The sequence below is a fragment of the Micromonospora sp. CPCC 206061 genome (genome assembly GCF_036906915.1).
In the GTDB taxonomy this organism is placed as follows: domain Bacteria; phylum Actinomycetota; class Actinomycetes; order Mycobacteriales; family Micromonosporaceae; genus Phytohabitans.
In genome coordinates this window covers 41136-62562 of the sequence record NZ_JBAKHX010000040.1, presented here as the reverse complement: position 1 = coordinate 62562, position 21427 = coordinate 41136, and the positions used below count along the sequence as shown (strand labels likewise).

Below are 21427 nucleotides of genomic sequence, written 5' to 3'. Positions count from 1 at the left end.
CGAAACCGGTGGCACGATGGTGGGCATGGCAGCTCCACAGGTTGCACCGGTCGAGACCCCGGGCACTGACGAGGTGCCGGTCGCGGACCGGGCATGGGTGACGATCGTCTGGGACGACCCGGTCAACCTGATGTCCTATGTAACGTGGGTCTTTCAGAAACTGTTCGGCTACAGCCGCGACAAGGCCGAGAAGCTGATGCTGGATGTGCACCACAAGGGCAAGGCCGTGGTGTCCAGCGGTGCCCGCGAGCGCATGGAGCACGACGCGTCGCAGCTGCACGCGTACGGGTTGTGGGCCACCGTCGACAAGGCCTGAAGGGGCTTTTGTGAGCATGTTCCGCCGGCATGGCACGCACTGCGTGGCGACCTTCGCCGCCGACGAGGTGCGTGTGCTGAGAAAGGTCGCGTCTGAGGTCGTCGGCCTGCTCAGCGAGGGCTTCGACCACGAAGATCCGGTGGTCGAGCGGCTCTTTCCAGACATCTACCCGGAAGATCCGCACAACTCCGCGGAGTTCCGGCGATACACCGAGGGCGACCTCAAGACCAGCAAGATCGACCAGGCCGGCGCGATCCTCGCGGTGCTGCCCGGCGACGGCGGCGGGGAGGTCCGGCTCGACGGCGAGGAGGCCGAGGCGTGGCTGCGGGCGCTCAACGACGCCCGGCTCGCGATGGGGGTGCGGCTGGAGATCAAGGCCGACACCGACCTCGGCGAGGAGCTGGACGACGCGGTCCTTCGTGACCCCACGTCGAGCCGCGTCTTCCAGCTCAGCGTCTACGCCTACCTGGGCTACCTACAGGAGTCCCTGCTCAACGCCCTAGTCGAGGCTCGCTAGCTCGTCGGGGGAGGGTTCCACGTCGACAGCGGCGGGCGGAGTCCTTCCGCCGGTCGCGCGACCAGCCCGCCCGCCGCGGCGCTGTTGCGCCAGGCACAGCTCGTCACGGATTGACGACCGCACGAGGTAGGCTGGTCGTCGTGCTGACCATCGACCGGGCGATCGTTGACGCGATCATCGCCCACGCCCGCCGGGACCACCCGGACGAGGCGTGCGGTGTGATCGCGGGCCCGGCCGGCAGCGACCAGCCGCTCCGGCACATCCCCATGGAAAACGCCGAGCGGTCGCCGACGTTCTATCGGTTCGACTCGATGGAGCAGCTCCGGGTGTGGCGCGAGATGGACGACCGTGACGAAGAGCCGGTTGTGATCTATCACTCGCACACCGCCACCGAGGCGTATCCGTCGCGCACCGACATCTCGCTCGCTGGCGAGCCCGGCGCTCATTACGTGCTGGTCTCCACCCGCGAGCCAGACGTCGAAGAAATCCGGTCGTTCCGCATCGTGGACGGGGCCGTAACCGAAGAGCCGGTCCGGATCGTTGATGCGACCGTGGACCCGCACGCCGTTCAGACGTACATGTTCGGGCAGAGCCCGACGACGGTCGACTACGAGTGTTCGCGCTGAGCGTTCACCGTCCCTGAACCGTTGTCGAGATCTTTTCCGAGGAGCTTTTCTGTCATGGCCATTGAGGTTCGCATCCCCACCATCCTGCGCAACTACACCGGCGGCGCGAAGGCCGTCGAGGGTGCGGGTGAGTCGCTCGCCGATCTGCTGTCCGATCTGGACGCCAAGTACAACGGCCTGCGCGGGCGCCTTGTGACGCCCGAGGGTGGTCTGCACCGTTTCGTCAACGTCTACGTCAATGACGAAGACGTCCGCTTCCTGGGCGCGCTGGACGCCAAGCTGTCCGATGGTGACACCGTCACCATCCTGCCGGCCGTCGCCGGCGGCGCCTTCGGCTTCGCCGCGGCCGCCGCGATGCTCGGCAACCGCCTGTAGGGCTGGCCGCGATGGCGCGGTACGAAAGCCTGCTTGACGCGTGCGGCAACACGCCGCTCGTCGGTCTGCCACGCCTGTCACCGGTGGTGCCCGAAGGGGCGCCGCCGGTGCGGCTGTGGGCCAAGCTCGAAGATCGCAACCCGACCGGTTCGGTCAAGGACCGGGCCGCACTGTTCATGGTCCGGGCCGCCGAGGAGGCCGGCCGGCTCCGGCCCGGCGACACGATCCTCGAGCCCACCAGCGGCAACACCGGCATCTCGCTCGCCATGGCGGCGAAGCTACGCGGATACCGGTTGGTGTGCGTGATGCCGGAAAACGTGTCGACCGAGCGCGTCCAACTCCTCCGCATGTACGGCGCGGAGATCATCTTCTCGCCGGCGGCGGGCGGATCCAACCAGGCGGTCGCCACGGCCAAGCAGATCGCGGCCGAGCACCCCGACTGGGTCATGCTCTTCCAGTACGGCAACGAGGCGAACGCCCGCGCCCACTACGAGACCACCGGGCCCGAGCTGCTGCGCGACCTGCCCACGATCACCCACTTCGTCGGCGGGCTCGGCACCACCGGCACGCTCATGGGCACCGGACGGTACCTGCGGGAAAAGGTCGAGGGCATCGAGATCGTGGCGGCCGAGCCGCGCTACGGCGAGCTGGTGTACGGCCTGCGCAACATCGACGAGGGTTACGTGCCGGAGCTGTACGACGCGAGCGTGCTGAGCCGGCGGTTCTCGGTCGGCACCCGCGACGCGGTGCTACGCACGCGGCAGCTCGTCGAGGTCGAAGGGATCTTTGTCGGGTTCTCGACGGGAGCGGTGCTGCACGCCGCGCTGGCGGTCGCGCACGAGGCGGTCAAGGCGGGCCGGCGGGCCGACGTGGCGTTCATCGTCGCCGACGGCGGCTGGAAGTACCTGTCCACGGGCGCCTACGGCGGCACGCTGGCCGAGGCCGAGGACGCGTTGGAAGGCCAACTCTGGGCCTAGGGCGGCGGCCGCCGCCCTCGTACCGCTAGAGGGTGCGGACGGTCAGGATCACGGCGGCGATCAAGGGGATCGTCGCGGCCGCGAGCATCAGCCAGGGGAGCAGGCGGCGCTGGACTGACATGAAAGCGCCCACCGTCAGCCCGATGCCGGTCACCCCGACGGCTGCCATCGCGGGCTCGTACCAGGCGGGAACGCTGCCACCCAGCACAGCGAAGAACCCCCGGATCGCGATCGCCAGGCCGACGAGCCCCAGCACCGCCGCCCATCCGCACATCGCCGCGAGCCGGGTGGTCGGCGGCGCCGGATCGTCCCAACCGGGCAGCCGGAAGATCCGGGCCATGCCGGTCGGGGTGGGGCTGGGCTCGCGTACCTCGTCGCGCTGGATCCGGAGACCGAGCCCTTCGGCCAGAGACATCTCTTCGGCTTCGCTCACGCCGGCGCCGCCCTTCGTCTTGTGTGGTTACTTCACTATGTGCAACTGTCGTGTGTCACTCCTCGTAACGGTGGACCTCGCTTGTCTCGCAGAACGCACCATTCCCACGGATCATGTCGCCTTGCCGACATGTTGGTGCGGTTCTTTCTGTCGGGAGCAGGTCACGGCGTAGGCTGCGCACCGTGGCAGACAGGTCGGCACGGATCTTCGGTCGCGCCGGCGAGCGACTGTCGATCGCAGTGGGTGATTTCGGGGCTACTGGATGCGACTGACTGTGCTCGGCTGTGCCGGTAGTTTTCCGGGGCCTGAATCGGCCTGCTCGGCCTACCTCGTCGAGGAGGACGGGTTCCGGCTGCTGATCGACTTCGGCTCCGGTTCGTTGTCGGCCCTCCAGCGGTACGCGGGGCTGCGCGCCGTGGACGCGATCCTGCTGACGCACCTGCACTGTGACCACATGCTGGACGCCTGCACATACGTCGTCGTGCGGCGGTACAACCCGAGCGGTCCCCTGCCGGCCCTGCCGGTGTACGCGCCGGCTGGCGCGCCGGACCGCATCGCCGCGGCGTACAGCCAGGAAGAGGGCCCGGTCGACGACGTGTACACGTTCTACGGGCTGCAGCCGGGCACGTTCCCGATCGGCCCGTTCACGGTGACCGTCGACCGCGTCAATCACCCCGTCGAGACCTACGGTGTGCGCCTGGAGTCCAACGGCCGCGTGCTCACGTACTCGTCGGACACCGCGCCGTGCGACGCGCTGGTGCGCCTGGCCATGGGCGCGGACCTGTTCCTCTGCGAAGCGAGCTACATCGACGGCGCCGACAACCCACCTGACCTGCACCTCACCGGCCGCGAGGCGGGCGAGGTGGCGACCAAGGCCGGCGTCGGCCAGCTGCTGCTCACCCACCTGGTGGCCGCGTGGGGCAGCGAGGCCGACACGTGGGATGCCGCGTCAGGGGCCTTTTCGGGGCCGATCGAGATCGTCAGGCCTGGAGCCCGGTACGAGGTCTGAATTTGTGCGCCACTGTTCGCCGATGCGTCAGCCGGGCGTAGCCTGCCGCACCTGCACCGCCCTCACGGTGGGCGCATGCGTATCGCGATCATCACGGAGTCGTTCCCCCCGGACGTCAACGGCGTCGCGCACTCCGTCATCCGCATCGCCGAGCACCTGGTCGACGCCGGTCACACACCGATGGTCATCGCTCCCGCGCCGGCTTCTTCGGCGCGCGGCGTAACCGGTGCCCACCCGTACCCGGTCGTCCGGGTGCCGAGCATGCCGATGCCGCGCTACCGGGGCCTCCGCCTCGGGCTGCCCAGCCCTCGGCTCGCCGACGCGCTGATCTCACACGCGCCGGACATCGTCCACCTGGCCAGCCCGTTCCTGCTTGGCGCGCGTGGCGTGGCGCTCGCGGGCCAGCACCAACTGCCGTCCGTGGCCGTGTATCAGACGGACGTCGCCAGCTACGCCCGCACGTACCTCGGCTGGGGGGCGGCCACCGCGTGGCGGTGGCTGCGCACGATCCACAACGGCGCCGACCGCACCCTGGCGCCATCCACCCGTGCGGCCGCCGACCTGGTCGGGCACGGGGTACAGCGCGTGTGGCTCTGGCGGCGTGGCGTCGACACCGAGCGGTTCGCGCCGGCCAGGCGCCATGAGCTGGTACGCCGGGCGCTGGCTCCGAACGGCGAGGTGCTGGTCGGGTACGTGGGCCGGCTGGCCGCCGAGAAGCGCGTGGATCTGCTCGCGGAGACCTGCAAGCTGCCCGGGGTACGCGTCGTGGTGATCGGGGACGGGCCGGCCCGCCGCGACGTGGAGAAGGCGCTGCCGGGCGCGCTGTTTCTCGGCGCCCGCCACGGCGCGCAGCTCGCCCGGCTCTACGCGAGCCTGGACGTCTTCGCGCACACGGGACCGTACGAGACGTTCGGGCAGACCGTGCAGGAGGCGCTCGCCAGCGGGCTGCCGGTCGTCGCACCGGCTTCGGGCGGACCGATTGACCTGGTCACCCCAGGTCTGACCGGCTCGCTCGTGCCACCCGGTGACGGTGCCGCGCTCGCCGCCGCCGTAGCCGAGCTGGTCGCGAACCCCGAGCTGCGGCAGCGGTACGGCAGTGCCGCGCGCGCCGAGGTCGCCACGCGCTCCTGGGCGGCCATTGGCGACGAGCTCATCGCCCACTACCGCGCGGTGCTGTCCGGGCCAGGGGTACCGACCCAGGTCCCGGTCGCGGCATGAACGCACCCCGCAAGATCGTGCGGCTCGCCAACCGCCTCCGAACCCGGAGCGGCCGTAACGAGAGGCTCGCCAGCGTGCCGCCATCGTGGCTAACGGCGGGGTAGCAGGCGGGGTGGGTCGAGGGCCGCATAGGGTGGCGGCATGGGACGACCTGATGGGCGGCAGCCCGACCAACTGCGTCCGGTGACGCTGACCCGGCAGTGGAGCGTGCACCCCGAAGGCTCGGTCCTGGTGGAGTTCGGCGCCACCAGAGTGCTGTGTACGGCGAGTGTCACCGAGGGCGTGCCCCGCTGGCGCAAGGGTTCGGGTCTGGGCTGGGTGACCGCGGAATACAGCATGCTGCCGCGCGCCACGACGACCCGCTCCGACAGGGAGAGCATCAAGGGACGCGTGGGTGGCCGCACGCACGAGATCTCCCGTCTGATCGGCCGCAGCCTGCGGGCGTGCATCGACCTGAAGGCGTTCGGCGAAAACTCCGTCGTGCTGGACTGCGACGTGCTCCAGGCGGACGGTGGCACCCGCACCGCCGCGATCACCGGGGCGTACGCCGCGCTGCACGACGCGGTCACCTGGATGGCGAAGCAGGGCCTGCTGGCCGGCAAGCCGGGCGACGCGGTGCACCGGTCGGTGGCAGCGGTGAGCGTCGGGATCATCAAGGGTGAGCCGCGGCTCGACCTCTGCTACGAGGAAGACGTGACCGCCGACGTCGACATGAACATCGTCTGCACCGGCGCGGGTGACTTCGTCGAGGTGCAGGGCACGGGCGAGTCCGGTGTGTTCGATCGGGCACAGCTCGATACGCTGCTCGACCTGGGCGTGGCGGGCTGCCGCGAGCTAGCCGCGATCCAGCAGGCGGCGCTCGCATGAGGCACCCAACTCGGTTCGCTCCACGATTCTGCGGGGGTCGCGCATGACCAAGCTGCTGCTCGCCACGCGCAACGCGAAGAAGCTCGTCGAGTTGCAGCGCATCCTCGACCACGCGCTCGGCCGGCACGCGATCGAGCTCGTCGGGCTCGGCGACGTGCCGGAGTACCCGGAGGCGCCGGAGACCGGCCTGACGTTTGGCGAAAACGCGCTGCTCAAGGCGCGCGAGGGCGTCAAGTACACGGGGCTGCCGACGGTCGCCGACGACTCCGGCTTGGCGGTCGACGCGCTCTGCGGGATGCCAGGGGTCTTCAGCGCCCGCTGGGCCGGGCGCCACGGCGACGACAAAGCCAACCTGGAGCTGGTGCTCGCCCAGATCTCCGACCTGCCCGACGAGCACCGCGGTGCGGCGTTCGTGTGCGCGGCGGCGCTGGTGCTGCCGGGCGGCAAGGAGCATCTGGTCGACGGGCGGCAGGCGGGCCGGCTGATCCGGGGGCCGCGCGGTGAGGGCGGGTTCGGGTACGACCCGATCTTCATGGCGGAGGGCCAGGCCCGGACCAACGCGGAGCTGACGCCCGAGGAGAAAGACGCGATCAGCCATCGGGGCAAGGCGTTCCGCGCGCTCGCCAAGGTGATCGCCAAGACCCTCCCGAGCTAGGCCCTGTCCTGCCGATCATTGCCGGCCCTGCGGCGGGCCCAGACGACGACCGGCGGCACCGGGCGAAAGGCCGCATACAACACCGGTATGCGACCTTCCGCCCGTCACCACCGGATCGCCGCCTGGGCCTCGCCTCGGCTCGACATGATCGACAGGACAGGGCCTAGAGGAGCGGGCCCAGCTCGCGTTCGATCGCTTCGCGTAGATCTCGGCCTGTTACGGTCGCTCGGGCCTGTTCGAGGACCGGGGCCAGGAACACGTCCGGGCCTGGCGCGCCGGCGAAGCGCTCCACGGCGGCGATCGCGAGCCGGCCGGCAGGCGACGGTGTCAGCGGCGCGCGCAGCTGGAGACCGCGTACCCCGGCGAGCAACTCGACGGCGAGCAGGCTGGTCAGGTTGTCGAGCACGCGGCGCAGCTTGACGGCCGCGGCCCAGCCCATCGAGACGTGGTCCTCCTGCATGCCGGACGTGGGCACGGAGTCCACTGAGGCCGGTGACGCCAGCCGCCGGTTCTCGGCGACGATGCCGGCGGCGGTGTACTGGGCGATCATCAGGCCCGAGTTGACTCCCGGGTCAGGGGTGAGGAACGCCGGCAGGTCGCGGGAGCGGCACACGTCGAGAAGGCGGTCGACCCGTCGTTCCGCGATCGCGCCGACCTCGGCCGCGGCGATAGCGAGGAAGTCGGCAGCGAAGCCGAGCGGTGCGCCGTGGAAGTTGCCGGTCGACTCGACGCGGCCGTCCGGCAGTACGACCGGGTTGTCGACGACGCTGGCCAGCTCGCGGTCGGCCACGGAGGTGGCGAAACCGAGCGTGTCGCGGGCGGCGCCGGCCACCTGGGGCGCACAGCGCATCGAGTACGCGTCCTGCACGGCGTGCACCATGTCGTTGCGGTGCGAGTCCATCACTCCTGAGTCCTGCAGCAGCCGATGGATGTTGGCCGCAGAGACGGCCTGCCCCGGGTGCGGCCGGATCGCGTGCAGCTCCGGCAGGAACGGCCGGTCGGTGCCGAGCATCGCCTCGATGGCCAGGGCCGCGGTCACGTCGGCCATCGTGAAGAGGTGACCGGCGTCCTCGATCGCCAGCAGCAGCATGCCGAGCATGCCGTCGGTGCCGTTGATGAGCGCGAGACCCTCCTTTGAGGACAGCTCGATCGGTCGCAGCCCGGCGCGGTGCAGCGCCTCGCCGCCGTCGAGCCGCGAGCCGGACTTGTCGAGTACCCAGCCCTCGCCCAGCAGCACCAGCGCGCAGTGTGCGAGCGGGGCGAGGTCGCCGGACGCGCCGAGCGAGCCGTGCTCGGGCACCCACGGCGTGATGTCGTGGTTGAGCAGGTCGACGAGGGCCTGGGCGACGAGCGGGCGTACCCCCGAGCGGCCCAGTGCCAGCGAGCGCACCCGCAGCAGCATCATCGCCCGGACGACCTCGCGCGGCATGGGCGCGCCGACGCCGGCCGCGTGCGACCGGATCAGCGCGTGCTGGAGCTCGGCCCGGCGCGCCGGCTCGATGAACGTGTTGGCGAGCGCGCCAAAGCCGGTGGAGACGCCGTAGACGGGCCGGCCGTCGCGCTCGATGCGGTCGACGATGTCGCGGCTCGTGGCCATGGCGTCCAGTGTGGACGGCGCCAGCGTGACCCGCTCGGTGGAGCGGGCGACGGCGTGGACGTCGGCGGGGGAGACCCCGGTGGGCAGTACGGTGACGGTCATTCGAGCAGCACCCCGTTGTGCATGACGTGGCGGATGAGTGGAACGCCGGGCCGGTAGGCCAGGTGCAGGTGAGACGGTGCGTCGAGCACGGTCAGGTCGGCTCGGGCGCCGGGCCGCAGGACACCGATGTCCGTGCGGCGCAGCGCCTTCGCGCCGCCCGCGGTGGCGGACCAGACCGCCTCCGCCGGAGTCATACCCATCTCGCGCACCGCGAGCGCGATGCAGAAGGGCATCGAGGACGTGTACGAGGAACCGGGGTTGCAGTCGGTCGCGAGGGCGACTGCCACCCGGGCGTCGAGCAGCCGGCGACCGTCCGGGTACGGCGAACGGGTGGAGAACTCGGCGCCCGGCAGCAGGGTGGCCACAGTGGACGACCCAGCCAGCGCGTCCACGTCGGAGGCGCTCAGGTGCGTGCAGTGGTCGGCGCTGGCGGCACCCAGCTCGACGGCCAGCCGCACACCCGGCCCGGGGCCGAGCTGGTTGGCGTGCACCCGCACACCCAGCCCGGCGGCCTGCCCGACGGTCAGGATCGCCCGCGAGTGGTCGGCGTCGAAGGCGCCCCGCTCGCAGAACACGTCGATCCAGCGGGCGTACGGTGCGGCGGCGTGCAGCATCGGGCCGCAGATGAGGCCGACATAGTCGTCGACGCGACCGGCGTACTCGCTGGGCACGACATGGGCGCCGAGGAACGTCGTCTCGTCGGTGAACTCGCGACCGATCCGCAGCGACCGTTCCTCGTCGGCGACGCTCAGGCCGTACCCACTCTTGATCTCGATCGTGGTGGTGCCCTGCCGCAGCGCTTCGCGGCGCAGGCGCCCGACGGTGTCGCGCAGGTCGTCGTCGCTGGCCGCACGGGTGGCGGCGACGGTGGTGCGGATGCCGCCGCCGTTGTACCGCTCACCGGCCATCCGCGCGGCGAACTCCGCGGCCCGGTCGCCCGCGAACACGAGGTGGGCGTGACTGTCCACAAAGCCCGGGAGGACGGCGGCGCCCTCGACGTCGAGCCGCCGGTCGGCCGGCTGGGCGTACGCCGACCGGCCCACCCAGGCGACCGCGCCGTCCTCGACGAGGATGGCGGCGCGTTGGACGATCCCGAGCGGACCCTTGCCCATGCGCGGCTCGTTCGTGACCAGCTCGCCGATGTTGTCTATCAACAGGTTGCGGGGTGCATTCATGTGACCGCCTTGATGGCGTCGCGGAGTGCTGCTGGTACGTCGATCGTCAGGTGGCGCCCGTCGCGTACGACCTCGCGGCCGTCGACCACGACCCCGGTGACGTCGGCGGCTGTGGCCGCGAAGAGGGCTCCGTCGGGACCGGTGCCGGCCGTGCGGGGACTGTCCAATGTGACCGTCACGAGGTCGGCTCGGCAGCCGGGGGTGAGCGCGCCGGCGTCCCGCCAGCCGAGCACCGCGTGTGCGGTGGCGGCTGTCACCAGCTCGGCGGTGGTGAAGTGACCCCGGCGTTCGGTGCGCAGCCGCTCGTCCAGCTCCATCGCCCGCGCCTCTTCGAGGATGTCGATGACGGCGTGGCTGTCGCTGCCGAGGCCGAGCGGGCTGCCAGCGTCGGCGAGCGCGCGGGCGGGCCCGACACCGTCGGCGAGGTCGCGTTCGGTGGTGGGGCAGAGGCACACGCCGGTCTCGGTGTCGCCCAGCTCGGTGCGGTCACCGTCGGTGAGGTGGGTGGCGTGCACGGCGGTGGTGCGGGGGCCGAGCACGCCCGCGTCAGCGAGCAGCTCGGTGGGGGTGCGGTGGTGGTACGCGTGGCACGCGTCGTTCTCGGCGCGCTGCTCGGAGAGGTGGACGTGCAGCGGTCCGCTCCACTCGGCGACGGTGGGTATCTGCTCGGCCGGCACGGCGCGTACCGAGTGGATGGCCGCACCGACCAGGGCGTGCGTGGGCGGCTTGAAGGCGTCGACGCGCGCGGCCCAGCGCTCCGCGTCGCCGTCGCCGAACCGCTCCTGCACGCCTGACAGTGGCTGGCCGTCGACGGTGGATGTCAGGTAACAGGCGTCCAGCAGCGTGATGCGGATGCCGGCCTCGGCCGCGGCCTCGACGAGCACGGCCGACATCTCGTTCGGGTCGGTGTACCGGGTGCCGCCCGGACCGTGGTGCAAGTAGTGGAACTCGCCCACGCAGGTGATGCCGGCGAGCGCCATCTCGGCGTACGTGGCGCGGGCCAGGTCGCGGTACGTGTCCGGGGTGAGCCGGGCGGCCAGCTCGTACATCCGCTCCCGCCAGTGCCAGAAGGTGCCGCGCACGTTCGCCCGGCCACGCAGCGCCCGGTGGAAGGCGTGCGAATGCGCGTTGGCCAGCCCTGGCAGCGTCAGCCCCGGCAGCCGTGTCCCCTGCGGAGGCGCACCCGCCGTGACTGCGGTGATGCGCCCATCATTCACTTCGATCAGCACGTCGCGGGTGGGTGCTCCGTCCACCCAGGCCCAGTCGGCGTGATACGCGCTCATGCCAGCACCGCCGCCAACGCCTCGACGCCCGCCTCGCAGTCTTCGTCGGTCGCGTACTCCGCGGGGGAGTGCGAGATGCCCGTGGGGTTGCGCACGAACAGCATCACCGTGGGCACGTGGGCCGACAGCACGCCGGCGTCGTGGCCGGCTGCTGTCGGGAGTACGGGCGCGCCCAACAGGTTGGCGCAGCGGTCGACCAGCCCGCCGTCGAACCCGACCACCGGGCTGACCGACTCTTCGGTCAGGGTGACAACGGTGCCGTCCCGCGCCGCCCGGTCGACTGCCCGCTTGTGCACCGCCTCGACGAGCCCGCTCAGCGTCTGCGCGTCGGCGGCGCGGGCGTCCAGCCAGCCCCGCACGAGCGCCGGCACCGCGTTCGTGGCGTTCGGCTCGACGGAAACCCGGCCGACCGTGGCGTGCGCCCCCCGCAGCCGGGCCTCCTTGTTGGCTGCGAGCACCGTGTACGCGTACGTGAGCATCGGGTCGCGGCGGTCGGCCATGCGTGTGGTGCCGGCGTGGTTGGCCTCGCCGGTGAAGTCCAGGCGCCAGCGGCCGTGCGGCCAGATCGCGGTGCCCACACCAACCGGCACGTCGAGCGCCCGTCCCTGCTCGATGTGCAATTCCACGTAGCAGTCGACCCGGTCGAGCAGGCCGGTGGGACCGGTAGGGCGCGCGCCCAGGGCCGCCTCGACGGTGACCCCGTCGCGATCGGTCAGCGCGGCCGCCCGCGCCGGCTCGATGGCGCCGGTGAGCAACCGCGACCCGAGGCACGGTACGCCGAACCGCGCGCCCTCCTCCTCCGCGAAGGCGACGACGCCGATCGGCCGGCGACGTGGCCGCGGCAGTCGGTCGACGGCCAGGAACGCGCTGACGATCCCCAGCGGACCGTCGTACGCCCCGCCGTGCGGCACGGAGTCGAAGTGCGAGCCGGTGAGCACCGCCGGCCCGGGGCCGGTGCCGTACCACGCGATGAGGTTTCCGTTGCCGTCCTCCTCGACCGGCATGTCCCGCGCGTCCGCCTGCGCCCGGAACCACTCGCGGCACGCCATCTCGGCTGGCGTCCACGCGTACCGCAGGTAGCCGCCACTGCCCGGGTCGCGCCCGATCGGGGCGAGCTGGTCCCACAGCTCCCGGAAGCCGGTCACGGTGCTTTGTGGTTCGCTCGGTCGTGCGGCGCCGAGGGCGACGCCTTCCCTCGTCGCGCTGCTCCTCGGTCCGGGCGCCGCCGCGCCAACTCCCTCGCTCACGACTCACCCATCGGGATGCGGACGCCCTTCTCCATGGCGACGGACGCGGCGGAGTCGTATCCGGCGTCCACGTGGCGGATCACGCCCATGCCGGGATCGTTCGTCAGTACCCGCTCGATCTTTTCCCGGGCCAGCGGCGTGCCGTCGGCGACGCAGACCTGCCCGGCGTGGATCGACCGTCCAATGCCGACACCGCCACCGTGGTGGATCGACACCCAGGAGGCACCGGAGGCGGTGTTGACGAGCGCGTTGAGCAGCGGCCAGTCGGCGATCGCGTCGGAGCCGTCGGCCATCGCCTCGGTTTCCCGGTAAGGCGAGGCGACCGAGCCGCAGTCCAGATGGTCGCGGCCGATCACGATGGGCGCCTTCAGCTCGCCGGAGGCCACCATGTCGTTGAAGCGGGTGCCGGCGCGGTCACGTTCGCCGTACCCGAGCCAGCAGATCCGGGCCGGCAGCCCTTGGAATGCCACCTTTTCGCTGGCCAGCTTGATCCAACGGGCCAGCGACTCGTTCTCCGGGAAGAGTTCGAGCACAGCGCGGTCGGTGGCCGCGATGTCGGCCGGGTCGCCGGAGAGCGCCGCCCACCGGAACGGCCCCTTGCCCTCGCAGAAGAGCGGCCGGATGTACGCCGGCACGAAGCCCGGGAACGCGAACGCCCTCGCGTACCCGCCGAGCTGCGCCTCGCCCCGGATCGAGTTGCCGTAGTCGAAAACCTCGGCGCCAGCGTCGAGAAAGCCCACCATCGCCTCGACGTGCCTGGCCATCGAGGCGCGGGCCCGATCGGTGTACTCGTCGGGCTTGGTCGCCGCGTAGTCCGGCGCGTCGGCGGGGTCCACCCCGTCGGGCACGTACGCCAGTGGGTCGTGTGCGCTGGTCTGGTCGGTGACGATGTCGATCTCGACGCCCCGGCGGAGCAGCTCGGGGAAGACGGTGGCGGCGTTTCCCACCACACCGACAGACAGGGCACGCCGTTCCCGGCGAGCGGCCGCGACCGTCGTGAGCGCCTCGTCCAGAGTGGACGCCACGGTGTCGAGGTACCGGGTCTGGACGCGTCGCTGGAGCCGCGCCGGGTCGACGTCGACGACGAGGCAGGCGCCGCCGTTCATGGTGACCGCCAGCGGCTGCGCACCGCCCATCCCGCCGCAGCCCGCGGTGAGCGTGAGCGTGCCGGAAAGCGACCCGCCGAACCGTTTGGCGGCGACCGCCGCGAACGTCTCGTACGTGCCCTGGAGGATTCCCTGGGTGCCGATGTAGATCCAGGAGCCGGCGGTCATCTGGCCGTACATGGTGAGGCCGAGCCGTTCCAGCCGGCGGAACTCCGTCCACGTCGACCAGTCGCCGACCAGGTTCGAGTTGGCGATCAGGACCCGCGGCGCCCACTCGTGCGTGCGGAACACGCCGACGGGACGGCCGGACTGCACCAGCATCGTCTCGTCGCCCGCGAGGGTCTCCAGGGTGCGCACGAGCGCGTGGTAGGACGGCCAGTCCCGGGCGGCCTTGCCGGTGCCGCCGTACACGACGAGGTCGTCGGGGCGCTCGGCCACGTCGGGGTCGAGGTTGTTCATCAGCATCCGCAGCGCGGCCTCTTGAGGCCAGCCGCGGGCGGAGCGTTCGGCGCCTCGCGCGGCACGGACGGACATGAGGACCCCCCTTCAGTTAGTGAACACCTGGCGGCGGCTGACTGACTGCTCGAACTGCTCAAGTCGCCGCTGTACTTCATCCGGCGCCGCATCGCAGATCGCCTGGAGCACCGCCATGCACAGCGCCATCGGGGCGGTGTGCAGGTCGAAGACCAGTTGCGCGCCCACCGCGGCGGGCAGCACCAGGTCGGCGTACTCGACCACCGGGCTGACCGGTGAGTCGGTGACGGCCACGACGGACATCCCGGCGTCGCGGGCCGCACCCAGGGCGTCGAGCGCCTCGCGCGGGTATCGGGGCAGCACGATCGCGAGCAGCGCGGTCGCGCCGGCCGCACGGGCCTGCTCGAGCCGGTCGGTGAGCAGGCTGCCGCCCGCGTCCAGTACCCGGACGTCGGGCAGCACCTTGGCGGCGAAGTACGCGAAGTAGCCGGCCAGCGGTGCCGCGGCGCGCAGCCCCAGTACGGGTAGGGGCCTGCTCCCGGCGAGCAGCGATCCCGCCTCCGCGAGCACCGCGCGGTCGGCGAGCTGGTCGGCGAGCCGGTTGAGGTGGTCTGCCTCGGCCCGGAGCGCCCGTTGGAGCTCGTCGCCCTCGGCCGGCGCGGGTGCGCCGTTGCCCACCAGCTCGCGGAGCCGGCGGCGCAGGCCCGGGTATCCGTCGTAGCCCAGGGCCATCGCGAACCTGGTCACCGATGGCTGGCTGACCCGGGCGAGGTCGGCGACCTCGGCCGCGGACAGGTATGCCGCAGATGCCGCGTGCTGCACCAAGCTGTGCGCGATGCGCCGCTGCGTCGGGGTGAGACGGACGCCCTGGAAGAGCCCCGCGACCCCGTTGTCATTCACGTCTTGACTCTATGCATGAACTCATTCAGGCACAAGCTGTGGTAGAACTCACCGCGATGGATTCGGTCAATCTTCGCCGCAGGATCGCCAGCACCCCGCTCGCGCCGGTCGCCGCCTTTCCCCGCCGGCTGCTGCGAGTGGCGCGTCACGACGCCCGGGTGCTCGGCACGTCCGCCCGCTGGCTCTTCACGTCCCGCGAACACCACAACTACACGTACGACCTGACAAGACTGAGTCGCGAGCACCTGGCGTGGTTCGTCAGCGTCACCTGCGACACGCCGGTCAAGCAGGTCAAGGAGTACCTCTCCGAGTTGGAGGGCGACGACGCGTTGCGCCGGCACATCGAGGAGGCGACCGCGGCGTCCGCGCGGCGCGGCCTCGCGGACCGGCGGGTGCGGTTCGCACGACGCCTCGGCTGGTACGCGATCGTGCGGTCCCGCCGGCCCGCGCACATCGTGGAGACCGGCGTCGACAAGGGGCTCGGCACCTGCGTGCTGGCGGCCGCCCTGCTGCGCAACGCCGACGAGGGCGCCCCGGGCCGGGTCACCTCGCTCGACATCAACCCCGAGGCGGGGTACCTGGCAAAGGCGACGCCCTGGTCAGACGTCGTCGACCTGGTGATCGGCGACTCCATCGCCTCGATCGGGGCGCTCGACCGGCCCGTCGACCTCTTCCTTCACGACAGTGACCACAGCGTCGCCCACGAACGCCGCGAGTTCGAGACCGTCGAGCCCAAGCTGGCGTCCGGCGCGATGCTGCTGACCGACAACGTCATGGTCACCAACGTGCTGGCCGAGCACGCCGCCCGCACCGGCCGCAAGTTCCTGGCGTTCCGCGAGACGCCGCGCGACCACTGGTTTCCTGGCGACGGCATCGGCCTGGCCTGGTGACCCTCTCCTTATATCTGGATTAGAAGCGTTGCCCGGCCGCTGGGCGGTCGGGCAGCATCAGGCCGCGTGATCAGACGCCTTTCGGTCCGTTGGCTCATCGGTGGCGGCTTCGGCCTTGTCGCCGCTGCGGTCGGTGTCGCGCTGGCAGTACAGACCGGTGCCGCGCCCGCCTGCGCCGCCCTGCCCACGGGCAGCACCACCCACAAGGGCAAGGCGACGTTCTACGACTCCCAGGGCGGCGGGGGCAACTGCTCCAACGTCAGCGCGCCGAGCAACCGCCTCTACGTCGCCCTCAGCCCGTCCGAGTACGCGGACGCCGCCGCCTGCGGCGGGTACCTCGACGTGACCGGCCCCAAGGGCAAGGTGCGCGTGCTGATCATGGACCAGTGCCCGGAGTGCGCGGCCGGCCACATCGACCTGAGCAAGGAGGCGTTCGCCAGGATCGCTGACCCGGTGCAGGGCATCGTCCCGGTCACGTACAAGGCGGTCATCAATCCGTCGCTGCCCGGCCCGCTCACCTTCCGGATCAAGGAGGGCGCGTCGCGGTACTGGTTCGCCGTCCTGGTCGGCAACCACGGCAACCCGCTGCGCTCGGTCGAGGTCAAGACCGGCTCGACCTGGCGGAAGACCGAGCGCAAGGACTACAACTACTGGCTGTACGAGAGCGGGCTCGGCGCCGGCCCGTACACGATCCGGGTGACCGACGTGTACGGCCAGCAAGCGACCGCCACGGGTGTGAAGATGGCGCCCGAGCAGACGCAGCGCACCAGTGTCTTCATGTACGGCAAGGGCTCCGCCCCGAAGGCAGCCCCCGCTTCACCGTCTCCAAGGAAGACGTCGCCGACCAAGCCAACCCCGTCGGCAACCCAGTCCTCCGTGTCACCGGCATCGACGGTTACGGCTGAGGCCCCGGAACAGGTCGGGGACGCCGTCCTGGCCGCCGCCGACCAGTCCTGCTAACGCAAGGGGAGCCACATCAGGACCTCGTCGCGGTCGTCGTCCGGTGCGACGCGCAGGGCTCCCGGCAGTCGGCCGACCTCCTTGTATCCGAGCCCGGTGTAGAACCGTTCCAACCCGAGGCCGCCGCGCACGGTCACGTGCAGCGCATCCCACCCGATCTCGCGCGCCACGCGTTCCGCCTCGCGCATGATCGCGACGCCGTACCCGCGTCCCTGGCAGCCGGGATGCACCATGACCCGCTTGAGCGTGCACCAGTGGTCCTTCAGCGCGAACCGGTTGTCCACGAAGATCAGCATCGCCACCAGCTGCCCGTCCTCGTACCCCACCAGCAGCCGGTCTGGCCCGTCGCCAATCGCCGCGAAGGCGGCTCGCGCCATCGGGCGCACCTCGTCTGGTGTGACCGGCGCCACGAAACCCACCGCTCCGCCGGCATTCGTCACGTCGGTCCACAGCGACACGATCCCGTCGCGTAGCTCGTCGGTCAGCTCAGGGTCAAGCACGAATTCAATGCCCACCCCTCCATCCTCCCCGGACCTCGCAGCGGCAGTGGGCTAACCTCTTAGCTAAGGAGGTCGGCCATGTCGAACGAAGCCACCGCACAGTTCAACATCCACGACGCCAAGACCAACCTGTCCAGGATCATCGATCGGGTCGAGCGCGGCGAGGAGATCGTGATCAGCCGGGCCGGCACGCCCGTCGCGAAGGTCGTCCCTTTGCACCGCAAGGTCAACCGGATCGGGCGTGGCTCGCTGCGTGGGCGTCTCGTTCTGGCTGAAGACTGGGACTCCACCGAGGTCAACGAGCAGATTGCGAGCGACTTCGGGGTGAGTTCGTGAGGCTCCTGCTCGACACGCATGTCGTGCTCTGGTGGCTGGCCGACGACCCGACACTCTCCGACACCCTCAAGTCCGTGCTGGACAGCGAACCGGATGTCTACCTCAGCCCGGTCACGGTGTGGGAGATCGCGATCAAGCAGGCCGCTGGCAAGATCAAGGAGCCGGCCGACCTGCCGGAGCGGCTGCGAAACAGCGGGTTCAAGGAGTTGAGCGTCACATCCGAGCATGCCGTGGCCGCCGGGCGGTTGCCGATGCTTCACCGCGATCCGTTCGACCGGATGCTTGTGGCGCAGGCGCGGTGCGCCGACCTGATGCTGGTGACCAGAGACGCTGACATCCGCAGGTACGAGGTCCCGGTGATCGTCGCTTGACGACGGTGGAGTGGTGCGGGAGAGGGGACTCGAACCCCTACGTCCTCTCGGACACCAGGACCTAAACCTGACGCGGCTGCCAATTACGCCACTCCCGCTGGCATTGCAGATTGTAGAGCGTCAGTCGAGGCCCAGGTCTTTGCGGAGCTTCGCGACATGCCCGGTCGCTTTGACGTTGTAGAGCGCCCGCTCGATCCGGCCCTCTTCGTCTATGACGAACGTGGAGCGGATCACCCCGGTGACCGTCTTGCCGTACAGCTGCTTCTCGCCGTACGCCCCGTATGCCGTCAGCACGGCCTTGTCCTGGTCGGAGACGAGCGGGAAGGTCAGCGCGTCGCGCTCGCGGAACTGGGCCAGCTTCGCCGGCTTGTCGGGTGAGACGCCGACCACCTCGTATCCGGCCGCCTGCAGGGAGGCGAGCGAGTCGCGGAAGTCACACGCCTGCTTGGTGCAGCCGGGCGTCATCGCGGCCGGGTACACGTAGAGGACCACCTTGCGTCCGCGTAGCTCCTTGAGCGAGAGCGTCTCGCCCTGGTCGGTGGGGAGCGTGAAGTCGGGCGCCGCGTCACCGGCGGCGAGGCGAGAGGTCTCACTCATGCCCGAAACCTTACTCCGGTGCCGCGGTCGCGCCCTGCCACGAGGTGGCCGCCGCCCGCATGCGGATCACCCCTGCGATCGCCACTCCGGCGCCACCCGCGAGGACGGCGGCCACCACGACGCGCGCCCAGGTCGCGGACCACGGCACGGGAGCGATCGCGCGGGCGAACACGGCCGCGTTGGCCGCACCCGCGAAGACCGCGACGCACGTGCCGCCGAGCGCCAGCACGAAGTCGGCGGCCGCCCGTCGGGCCAGCGCGCAGAGGCCGGCCGCCAGGGCGCCCAGTGCGGTCAGGATCGGCCAGACCTGCCCGACGAGGAGGCCCTGCAACACACCGCCGACGCCATCCGCCCCGGCGTCCAGCTCCCGGGCTACCGCGTACACGATTGCGAGCGGCCCGACCACGATGGCGACGGCGGCGAGGATCGGGAGCGCGCGCCGCCACAGCCCGAGCGCACCCACGCCGACGGCGGCGAGCAGGCACATCGCCCACCACAGCCCGGGGCTGGGCGGGGGTAGCCAGTCGAGCGTGCCGCGTACGTCCATTGTGGCCACACCGTCGCGCAGCGGCACGGTCCAGTCGCGTACCCGGTGCACCCGGCTCGGATCGGCCTGGACGGCGGGCGGTGGCGTGGCGCTCATCCAATGTGTCCGGTGGTCGTGCCAGCGCCACACGGGCTCGTCGGCGGCCTTGCGCCACTCCGGCGGCAGGGTCGGGTTCGCGGTCGCGGGCACCTCGGCGTCGCCGGAGAGGGTGGAGTTGAGGTACGTGGCGGGGGAGTGCGTGTTCTCATACACCCCGCCGGGGCGTACCTCCAGGTATGGCTCGCCGTCGTATCCGAGTACCTCGATCGTGCGGCCGGTGCGGTTTCTCAGTTCCAGCCGCCCGCCCGCCTCGACTGTCCGTACTGTGAGCCCCGCCACGTCCGGCACCGACGTGACGAGAGTGCGGTAGTTGGTGCCATCGGGAGCGTCGGCGCCGTGCGCGTACGCGGGCGCGGGGATCGCCAGCACCGCGAGGGCGCTGGCGATCGCCACGAACGTCAGCCGACGGCCGCGAGAATGGCCTGGGTGGTCAGCTGGACGTCTTTGCCGTTCACCTTGACGGTGGGCGTGCCGTTGACCCCGGCCTCGCTCGCCTCGTCGGTCACGTGTGACGTCCACGACTTGTACTTCCCGTCCCGCACTGCCTGGGCGAACGCGTCGCCGAGCCCGATCGACCTGCCGATCTCGATGAGCTCATTGTCGCTCAGCCCGGCGCTGCCCTCCGCCGGCTGCTTGGCGAATAGTGCCTTGACGTACTCCCGGAACTTGCCACCCTCGGCGGCGGCGCCGGACGCGGCGGACGCCCGGGTGGAGTAGTCCGTTGTGGACGCCCGGTCCAGGTACGCCACCGGGTGGTACACGATCGTCACCTTGCCGTCGGTGACCAACTGGTCGAGCGCGGCGCCGCTCTGCGTCTCGAACTGCCCACAGGCCGGGCAGATGAAGTCCTCGTACACGTCGATCTTGACTGGACCGCTGCCGACCGAGATGCCGGAGCCGTCCGACGTGGCACCCGGCGGCGCCACGTATGTGCCGGAGTCCTGGCTGGCGTAGACGCCCCAGCCGATCATTCCGGCGATGACGATCGCGGCGACCGCGATGATCGTGGTCCACAGCGTGCGTGACCGGCGCTTCTCGCGCGCGATCTGGTCACGCACCATCCGTGCTGCTTGCTTCTGCCCAACCCGAGTGCTCATTCCCTCTCCATCCATGAATCCACTGACCACCGGGTGAGGGGGTATATGAGCAGGAACCCGGCGAGCACCAGAAACCCGAGATCACGGGCGATCTCGGGGCCGTACGTGGGGCTCTGCCCGGCGGCGAGCTGCCCGCCGCTGCCGAAGCACCCACAGTCGATCTGCAGGCCGCGTGCCCATGCCGACGCGATGCCCGCGATGAAGACCACAAGCAGCGCCGCGGAGATGCCGGCGGCCACACGCGTGGCGAGACCCGCGAGCAGGAGCAGGCCGAGGGCGATCTCCACGAACGGCAGCGCGGCGCCCACGACCTTCGCGACGTCGTACGGCATGACGTCGTACGCGTTGACGGCCCGACCGGACGCCGCGAGGTCGCCGACCTTGGTGCCGCCGGCGACCAGCCACACGGCGGCCAACCCGAGCCGGGCGAGGGTGCCGAGCCACGGCTGGACCATCTGCCATTTACCCTCAGATCGGGTCGAAACGGGCGAACCAAGCGCGGTCACATTCATTAGTCGTCCTACGGAGTCGGAAGGTTCCTAACTGGCGAGCGCTTGGCCGACGGCGTCGACCAGCTCGGTGCGGGCACGGGCGACACGGGACCGGATCGTGCCGACCGGCACGCCCTCGACCTCGGCTGCCTCGGCGTACGACAGGCCCAGCACCTGGGTGAGCACGAATGCGCCGCGCCGCTCGTCGGGCAGCCGGCGCAACAGGTCGGCGGCCGTGGCGTGCTGTGCCGGGTCTGGGTGTGGCCCGGCGGTGTGCGCCTGGGTCGTCAGCCGCTCGTCGAGGCGGCGGCGCCTGATCGCGGTGCGGATGTGGTCTGCGCATGCCCGTCGGGCGATGCCCAGCAGCCACGTGCGGACGCTCGACCGGCCCTCGAAGGCCGGTAGTGCGCGGAACGCCCGCAGGTAGGTCTCTTGAGTGAGGTCGTCGGCGTTGCCCGGGTCGACCAGCGCGGCCACGAACCGCCACACCTCGACCTGCGTGGCCCGCACGAACGCCGCCTGCGCGGCAGGGTCGCCGTCCCGGGCGGCAAGAGCCCACGCGTCGGCACCGCCACCTTCGGCGGCGGTGCGGCTGTCACGCTGGGCGGGAATCACGGCAACCCAGGTTACGCGGGCAGGCTGTGCGCGGGTTCAGGAACCCG

General features: G+C 71.0%; 26 protein-coding genes and 1 tRNA gene. 13 read left to right on the top strand and 14 right to left on the bottom strand.

Annotated features, from left to right (window positions below):
* Positions 1-25 precede the first annotated feature (25 nt).
* The 5 genes from clpS (at position 26) to V6V89_RS24725 (ending at position 2811) form a co-directional block, all read left to right on the top strand.
* Positions 26-316, top strand: coding sequence for an ATP-dependent Clp protease adapter ClpS (clpS, locus tag V6V89_RS24745; RefSeq protein WP_334621699.1), 291 nt, complete (start codon positions 26-28; stop codon positions 314-316).
* A 16-nt stretch (positions 317-332) separates the two neighbouring features.
* Entirely contained in the window at positions 333-833 is a 501-nt protein-coding gene (locus V6V89_RS24740) for a DUF2017 domain-containing protein (RefSeq protein ID WP_334621707.1), read from the top strand.
* A gap of 140 nt (positions 834-973) precedes the next feature.
* Positions 974-1459 (top strand): M67 family metallopeptidase, encoded by a 486-nt coding sequence (locus V6V89_RS24735; protein ID WP_265251490.1) that lies wholly within the window; start codon positions 974-976, stop codon positions 1457-1459.
* A gap of 54 nt (positions 1460-1513) precedes the next feature.
* Positions 1514-1834, top strand: a complete 321-nt coding sequence (locus tag V6V89_RS24730) for a MoaD/ThiS family protein (protein ID WP_334621698.1) — start codon at positions 1514-1516, stop codon at positions 1832-1834.
* 11 nt (positions 1835-1845) lie between these two features.
* Complete coding sequence (locus V6V89_RS24725) at positions 1846-2811, top strand: PLP-dependent cysteine synthase family protein (protein ID WP_334621696.1); 966 nt, start codon at positions 1846-1848, stop codon at positions 2809-2811.
* A gap of 25 nt (positions 2812-2836) precedes the next feature.
* Here the strand turns inward: V6V89_RS24725 and V6V89_RS24720 are convergent, their stop codons facing one another.
* Positions 2837-3244 carry a hypothetical protein gene (locus V6V89_RS24720; protein WP_334621695.1) on the bottom strand — a complete coding sequence of 136 codons (408 nt, stop codon included), beginning with the start codon at positions 3242-3244 and terminating at the stop codon, positions 2837-2839.
* A gap of 262 nt (positions 3245-3506) precedes the next feature.
* On the opposite strand from V6V89_RS24720, the gene V6V89_RS24715 reads away from it, so the two are divergent.
* The 4 genes from V6V89_RS24715 to rdgB all read left to right on the top strand — a co-directional run bounded on the left by V6V89_RS24715 (position 3507) and on the right by rdgB (position 6993).
* Positions 3507-4253, top strand: a complete 747-nt coding sequence (locus V6V89_RS24715) for an MBL fold metallo-hydrolase (RefSeq protein ID WP_334621694.1) — start codon at positions 3507-3509, stop codon at positions 4251-4253.
* Positions 4254-4328: 75 nt separating this feature from the next.
* Entirely contained in the window at positions 4329-5471 is a 1143-nt protein-coding gene (locus tag V6V89_RS24710; RefSeq protein ID WP_334621693.1) for a glycosyltransferase family 4 protein, read from the top strand.
* Between the two features lie 141 nt (positions 5472-5612).
* The gene (gene rph, locus V6V89_RS24705) at positions 5613-6338 is read left to right on the top strand and encodes a ribonuclease PH (RefSeq protein WP_334621692.1); all 726 of its coding nucleotides are present in this window, start codon (positions 5613-5615) and stop codon (positions 6336-6338) included.
* A gap of 43 nt (positions 6339-6381) precedes the next feature.
* Entirely contained in the window at positions 6382-6993 is a 612-nt protein-coding gene (gene rdgB, locus V6V89_RS24700; protein ID WP_334621691.1) for an RdgB/HAM1 family non-canonical purine NTP pyrophosphatase, read from the top strand.
* Positions 6994-7156: 163 nt separating this feature from the next.
* On the opposite strand, the gene hutH is transcribed toward rdgB, so the two are convergent.
* The 6 genes from hutH to V6V89_RS24670 all read right to left on the bottom strand — a co-directional run bounded on the left by hutH (position 7157) and on the right by V6V89_RS24670 (position 14877).
* On the bottom strand, positions 7157-8692 hold the full coding sequence (gene hutH, locus V6V89_RS24695; protein WP_334621690.1) for a histidine ammonia-lyase: 1536 nt from the start codon (positions 8690-8692) through the stop codon (positions 7157-7159).
* Positions 8689-9867 (bottom strand): imidazolonepropionase, encoded by a 1179-nt coding sequence (gene hutI / locus V6V89_RS24690; RefSeq protein ID WP_334621689.1) that lies wholly within the window; start codon positions 9865-9867, stop codon positions 8689-8691. The genes hutH and hutI overlap by 4 nt, the downstream gene beginning before the upstream one ends.
* Positions 9864-11150 (bottom strand): formimidoylglutamate deiminase, encoded by a 1287-nt coding sequence (locus tag V6V89_RS24685; RefSeq protein WP_334621687.1) that lies wholly within the window; start codon positions 11148-11150, stop codon positions 9864-9866. The genes hutI and V6V89_RS24685 overlap by 4 nt, the downstream gene beginning before the upstream one ends.
* The gene (locus tag V6V89_RS24680; protein ID WP_334621706.1) at positions 11147-12295 is read right to left on the bottom strand and encodes an allantoate amidohydrolase; all 1149 of its coding nucleotides are present in this window, start codon (positions 12293-12295) and stop codon (positions 11147-11149) included. The genes V6V89_RS24685 and V6V89_RS24680 overlap by 4 nt, the downstream gene beginning before the upstream one ends.
* A gap of 98 nt (positions 12296-12393) precedes the next feature.
* On the bottom strand, positions 12394-14037 hold the full coding sequence (gene hutU / locus V6V89_RS24675) for a urocanate hydratase (RefSeq protein WP_334621685.1): 1644 nt from the start codon (positions 14035-14037) through the stop codon (positions 12394-12396).
* A 12-nt stretch (positions 14038-14049) separates the two neighbouring features.
* Positions 14050-14877, bottom strand: a complete 828-nt coding sequence (locus V6V89_RS24670; RefSeq protein ID WP_334621684.1) for a MurR/RpiR family transcriptional regulator — start codon at positions 14875-14877, stop codon at positions 14050-14052.
* Between the two features lie 56 nt (positions 14878-14933).
* Between V6V89_RS24670 and V6V89_RS24665 the strand changes: the two genes are divergently transcribed.
* Positions 14934-15767 carry a class I SAM-dependent methyltransferase gene (locus tag V6V89_RS24665; protein ID WP_334621683.1) on the top strand — a complete coding sequence of 278 codons (834 nt, stop codon included), beginning with the start codon at positions 14934-14936 and terminating at the stop codon, positions 15765-15767.
* 66 nt (positions 15768-15833) lie between these two features.
* Positions 15834-16727, top strand: a complete 894-nt coding sequence (locus V6V89_RS24660; protein WP_334621681.1) for an expansin EXLX1 family cellulose-binding protein — start codon at positions 15834-15836, stop codon at positions 16725-16727.
* Here V6V89_RS24660 and V6V89_RS24655 read toward each other — a convergent pair.
* Entirely contained in the window at positions 16724-17242 is a 519-nt protein-coding gene (locus V6V89_RS24655; RefSeq protein ID WP_334621680.1) for a GNAT family N-acetyltransferase, read from the bottom strand. The two genes, V6V89_RS24660 and V6V89_RS24655, sit on opposite strands and share 4 nt — an antisense overlap.
* A gap of 63 nt (positions 17243-17305) precedes the next feature.
* Here V6V89_RS24655 and V6V89_RS24650 point away from each other — a divergent pair, with 63 nt between their 5' ends.
* Both V6V89_RS24650 and V6V89_RS24645 read left to right on the top strand, forming a co-directional pair.
* Positions 17306-17563, top strand: a complete 258-nt coding sequence (locus V6V89_RS24650) for a type II toxin-antitoxin system Phd/YefM family antitoxin (protein WP_334621679.1) — start codon at positions 17306-17308, stop codon at positions 17561-17563.
* Positions 17560-17934, top strand: a complete 375-nt coding sequence (locus V6V89_RS24645; protein WP_334621678.1) for a type II toxin-antitoxin system VapC family toxin — start codon at positions 17560-17562, stop codon at positions 17932-17934. Before V6V89_RS24650 ends, V6V89_RS24645 begins: the two co-directional genes overlap by 4 nt.
* A gap of 11 nt (positions 17935-17945) precedes the next feature.
* Here V6V89_RS24645 and V6V89_RS24640 read toward each other — a convergent pair.
* From V6V89_RS24640 to V6V89_RS24615, 6 genes are all read right to left on the bottom strand, one after another.
* Positions 17946-18032 (bottom strand) — tRNA-Leu (locus tag V6V89_RS24640).
* 22 nt (positions 18033-18054) lie between these two features.
* Positions 18055-18531 carry a thioredoxin-dependent thiol peroxidase gene (gene bcp, locus V6V89_RS24635; RefSeq protein ID WP_334621677.1) on the bottom strand — a complete coding sequence of 159 codons (477 nt, stop codon included), beginning with the start codon at positions 18529-18531 and terminating at the stop codon, positions 18055-18057.
* A gap of 10 nt (positions 18532-18541) precedes the next feature.
* Positions 18542-19570, bottom strand: coding sequence for a hypothetical protein (locus V6V89_RS24630; protein WP_334621676.1), 1029 nt, complete (start codon positions 19568-19570; stop codon positions 18542-18544).
* A 5-nt stretch (positions 19571-19575) separates the two neighbouring features.
* The gene (locus tag V6V89_RS24625) at positions 19576-20274 is read right to left on the bottom strand and encodes a DsbA family protein (RefSeq protein WP_334621675.1); all 699 of its coding nucleotides are present in this window, start codon (positions 20272-20274) and stop codon (positions 19576-19578) included.
* Positions 20271-20786, bottom strand: coding sequence for a MauE/DoxX family redox-associated membrane protein (locus tag V6V89_RS24620; protein ID WP_334621674.1), 516 nt, complete (start codon positions 20784-20786; stop codon positions 20271-20273). Before V6V89_RS24620 ends, V6V89_RS24625 begins: the two co-directional genes overlap by 4 nt.
* A 27-nt stretch (positions 20787-20813) precedes the next feature.
* A complete protein-coding gene (locus V6V89_RS24615; protein WP_334621673.1) occupies positions 20814-21380 on the bottom strand; it encodes a sigma-70 family RNA polymerase sigma factor in 567 nt (188 codons plus the stop codon).
* Between the last annotated feature and the right edge of the window lie 47 nt (positions 21381-21427).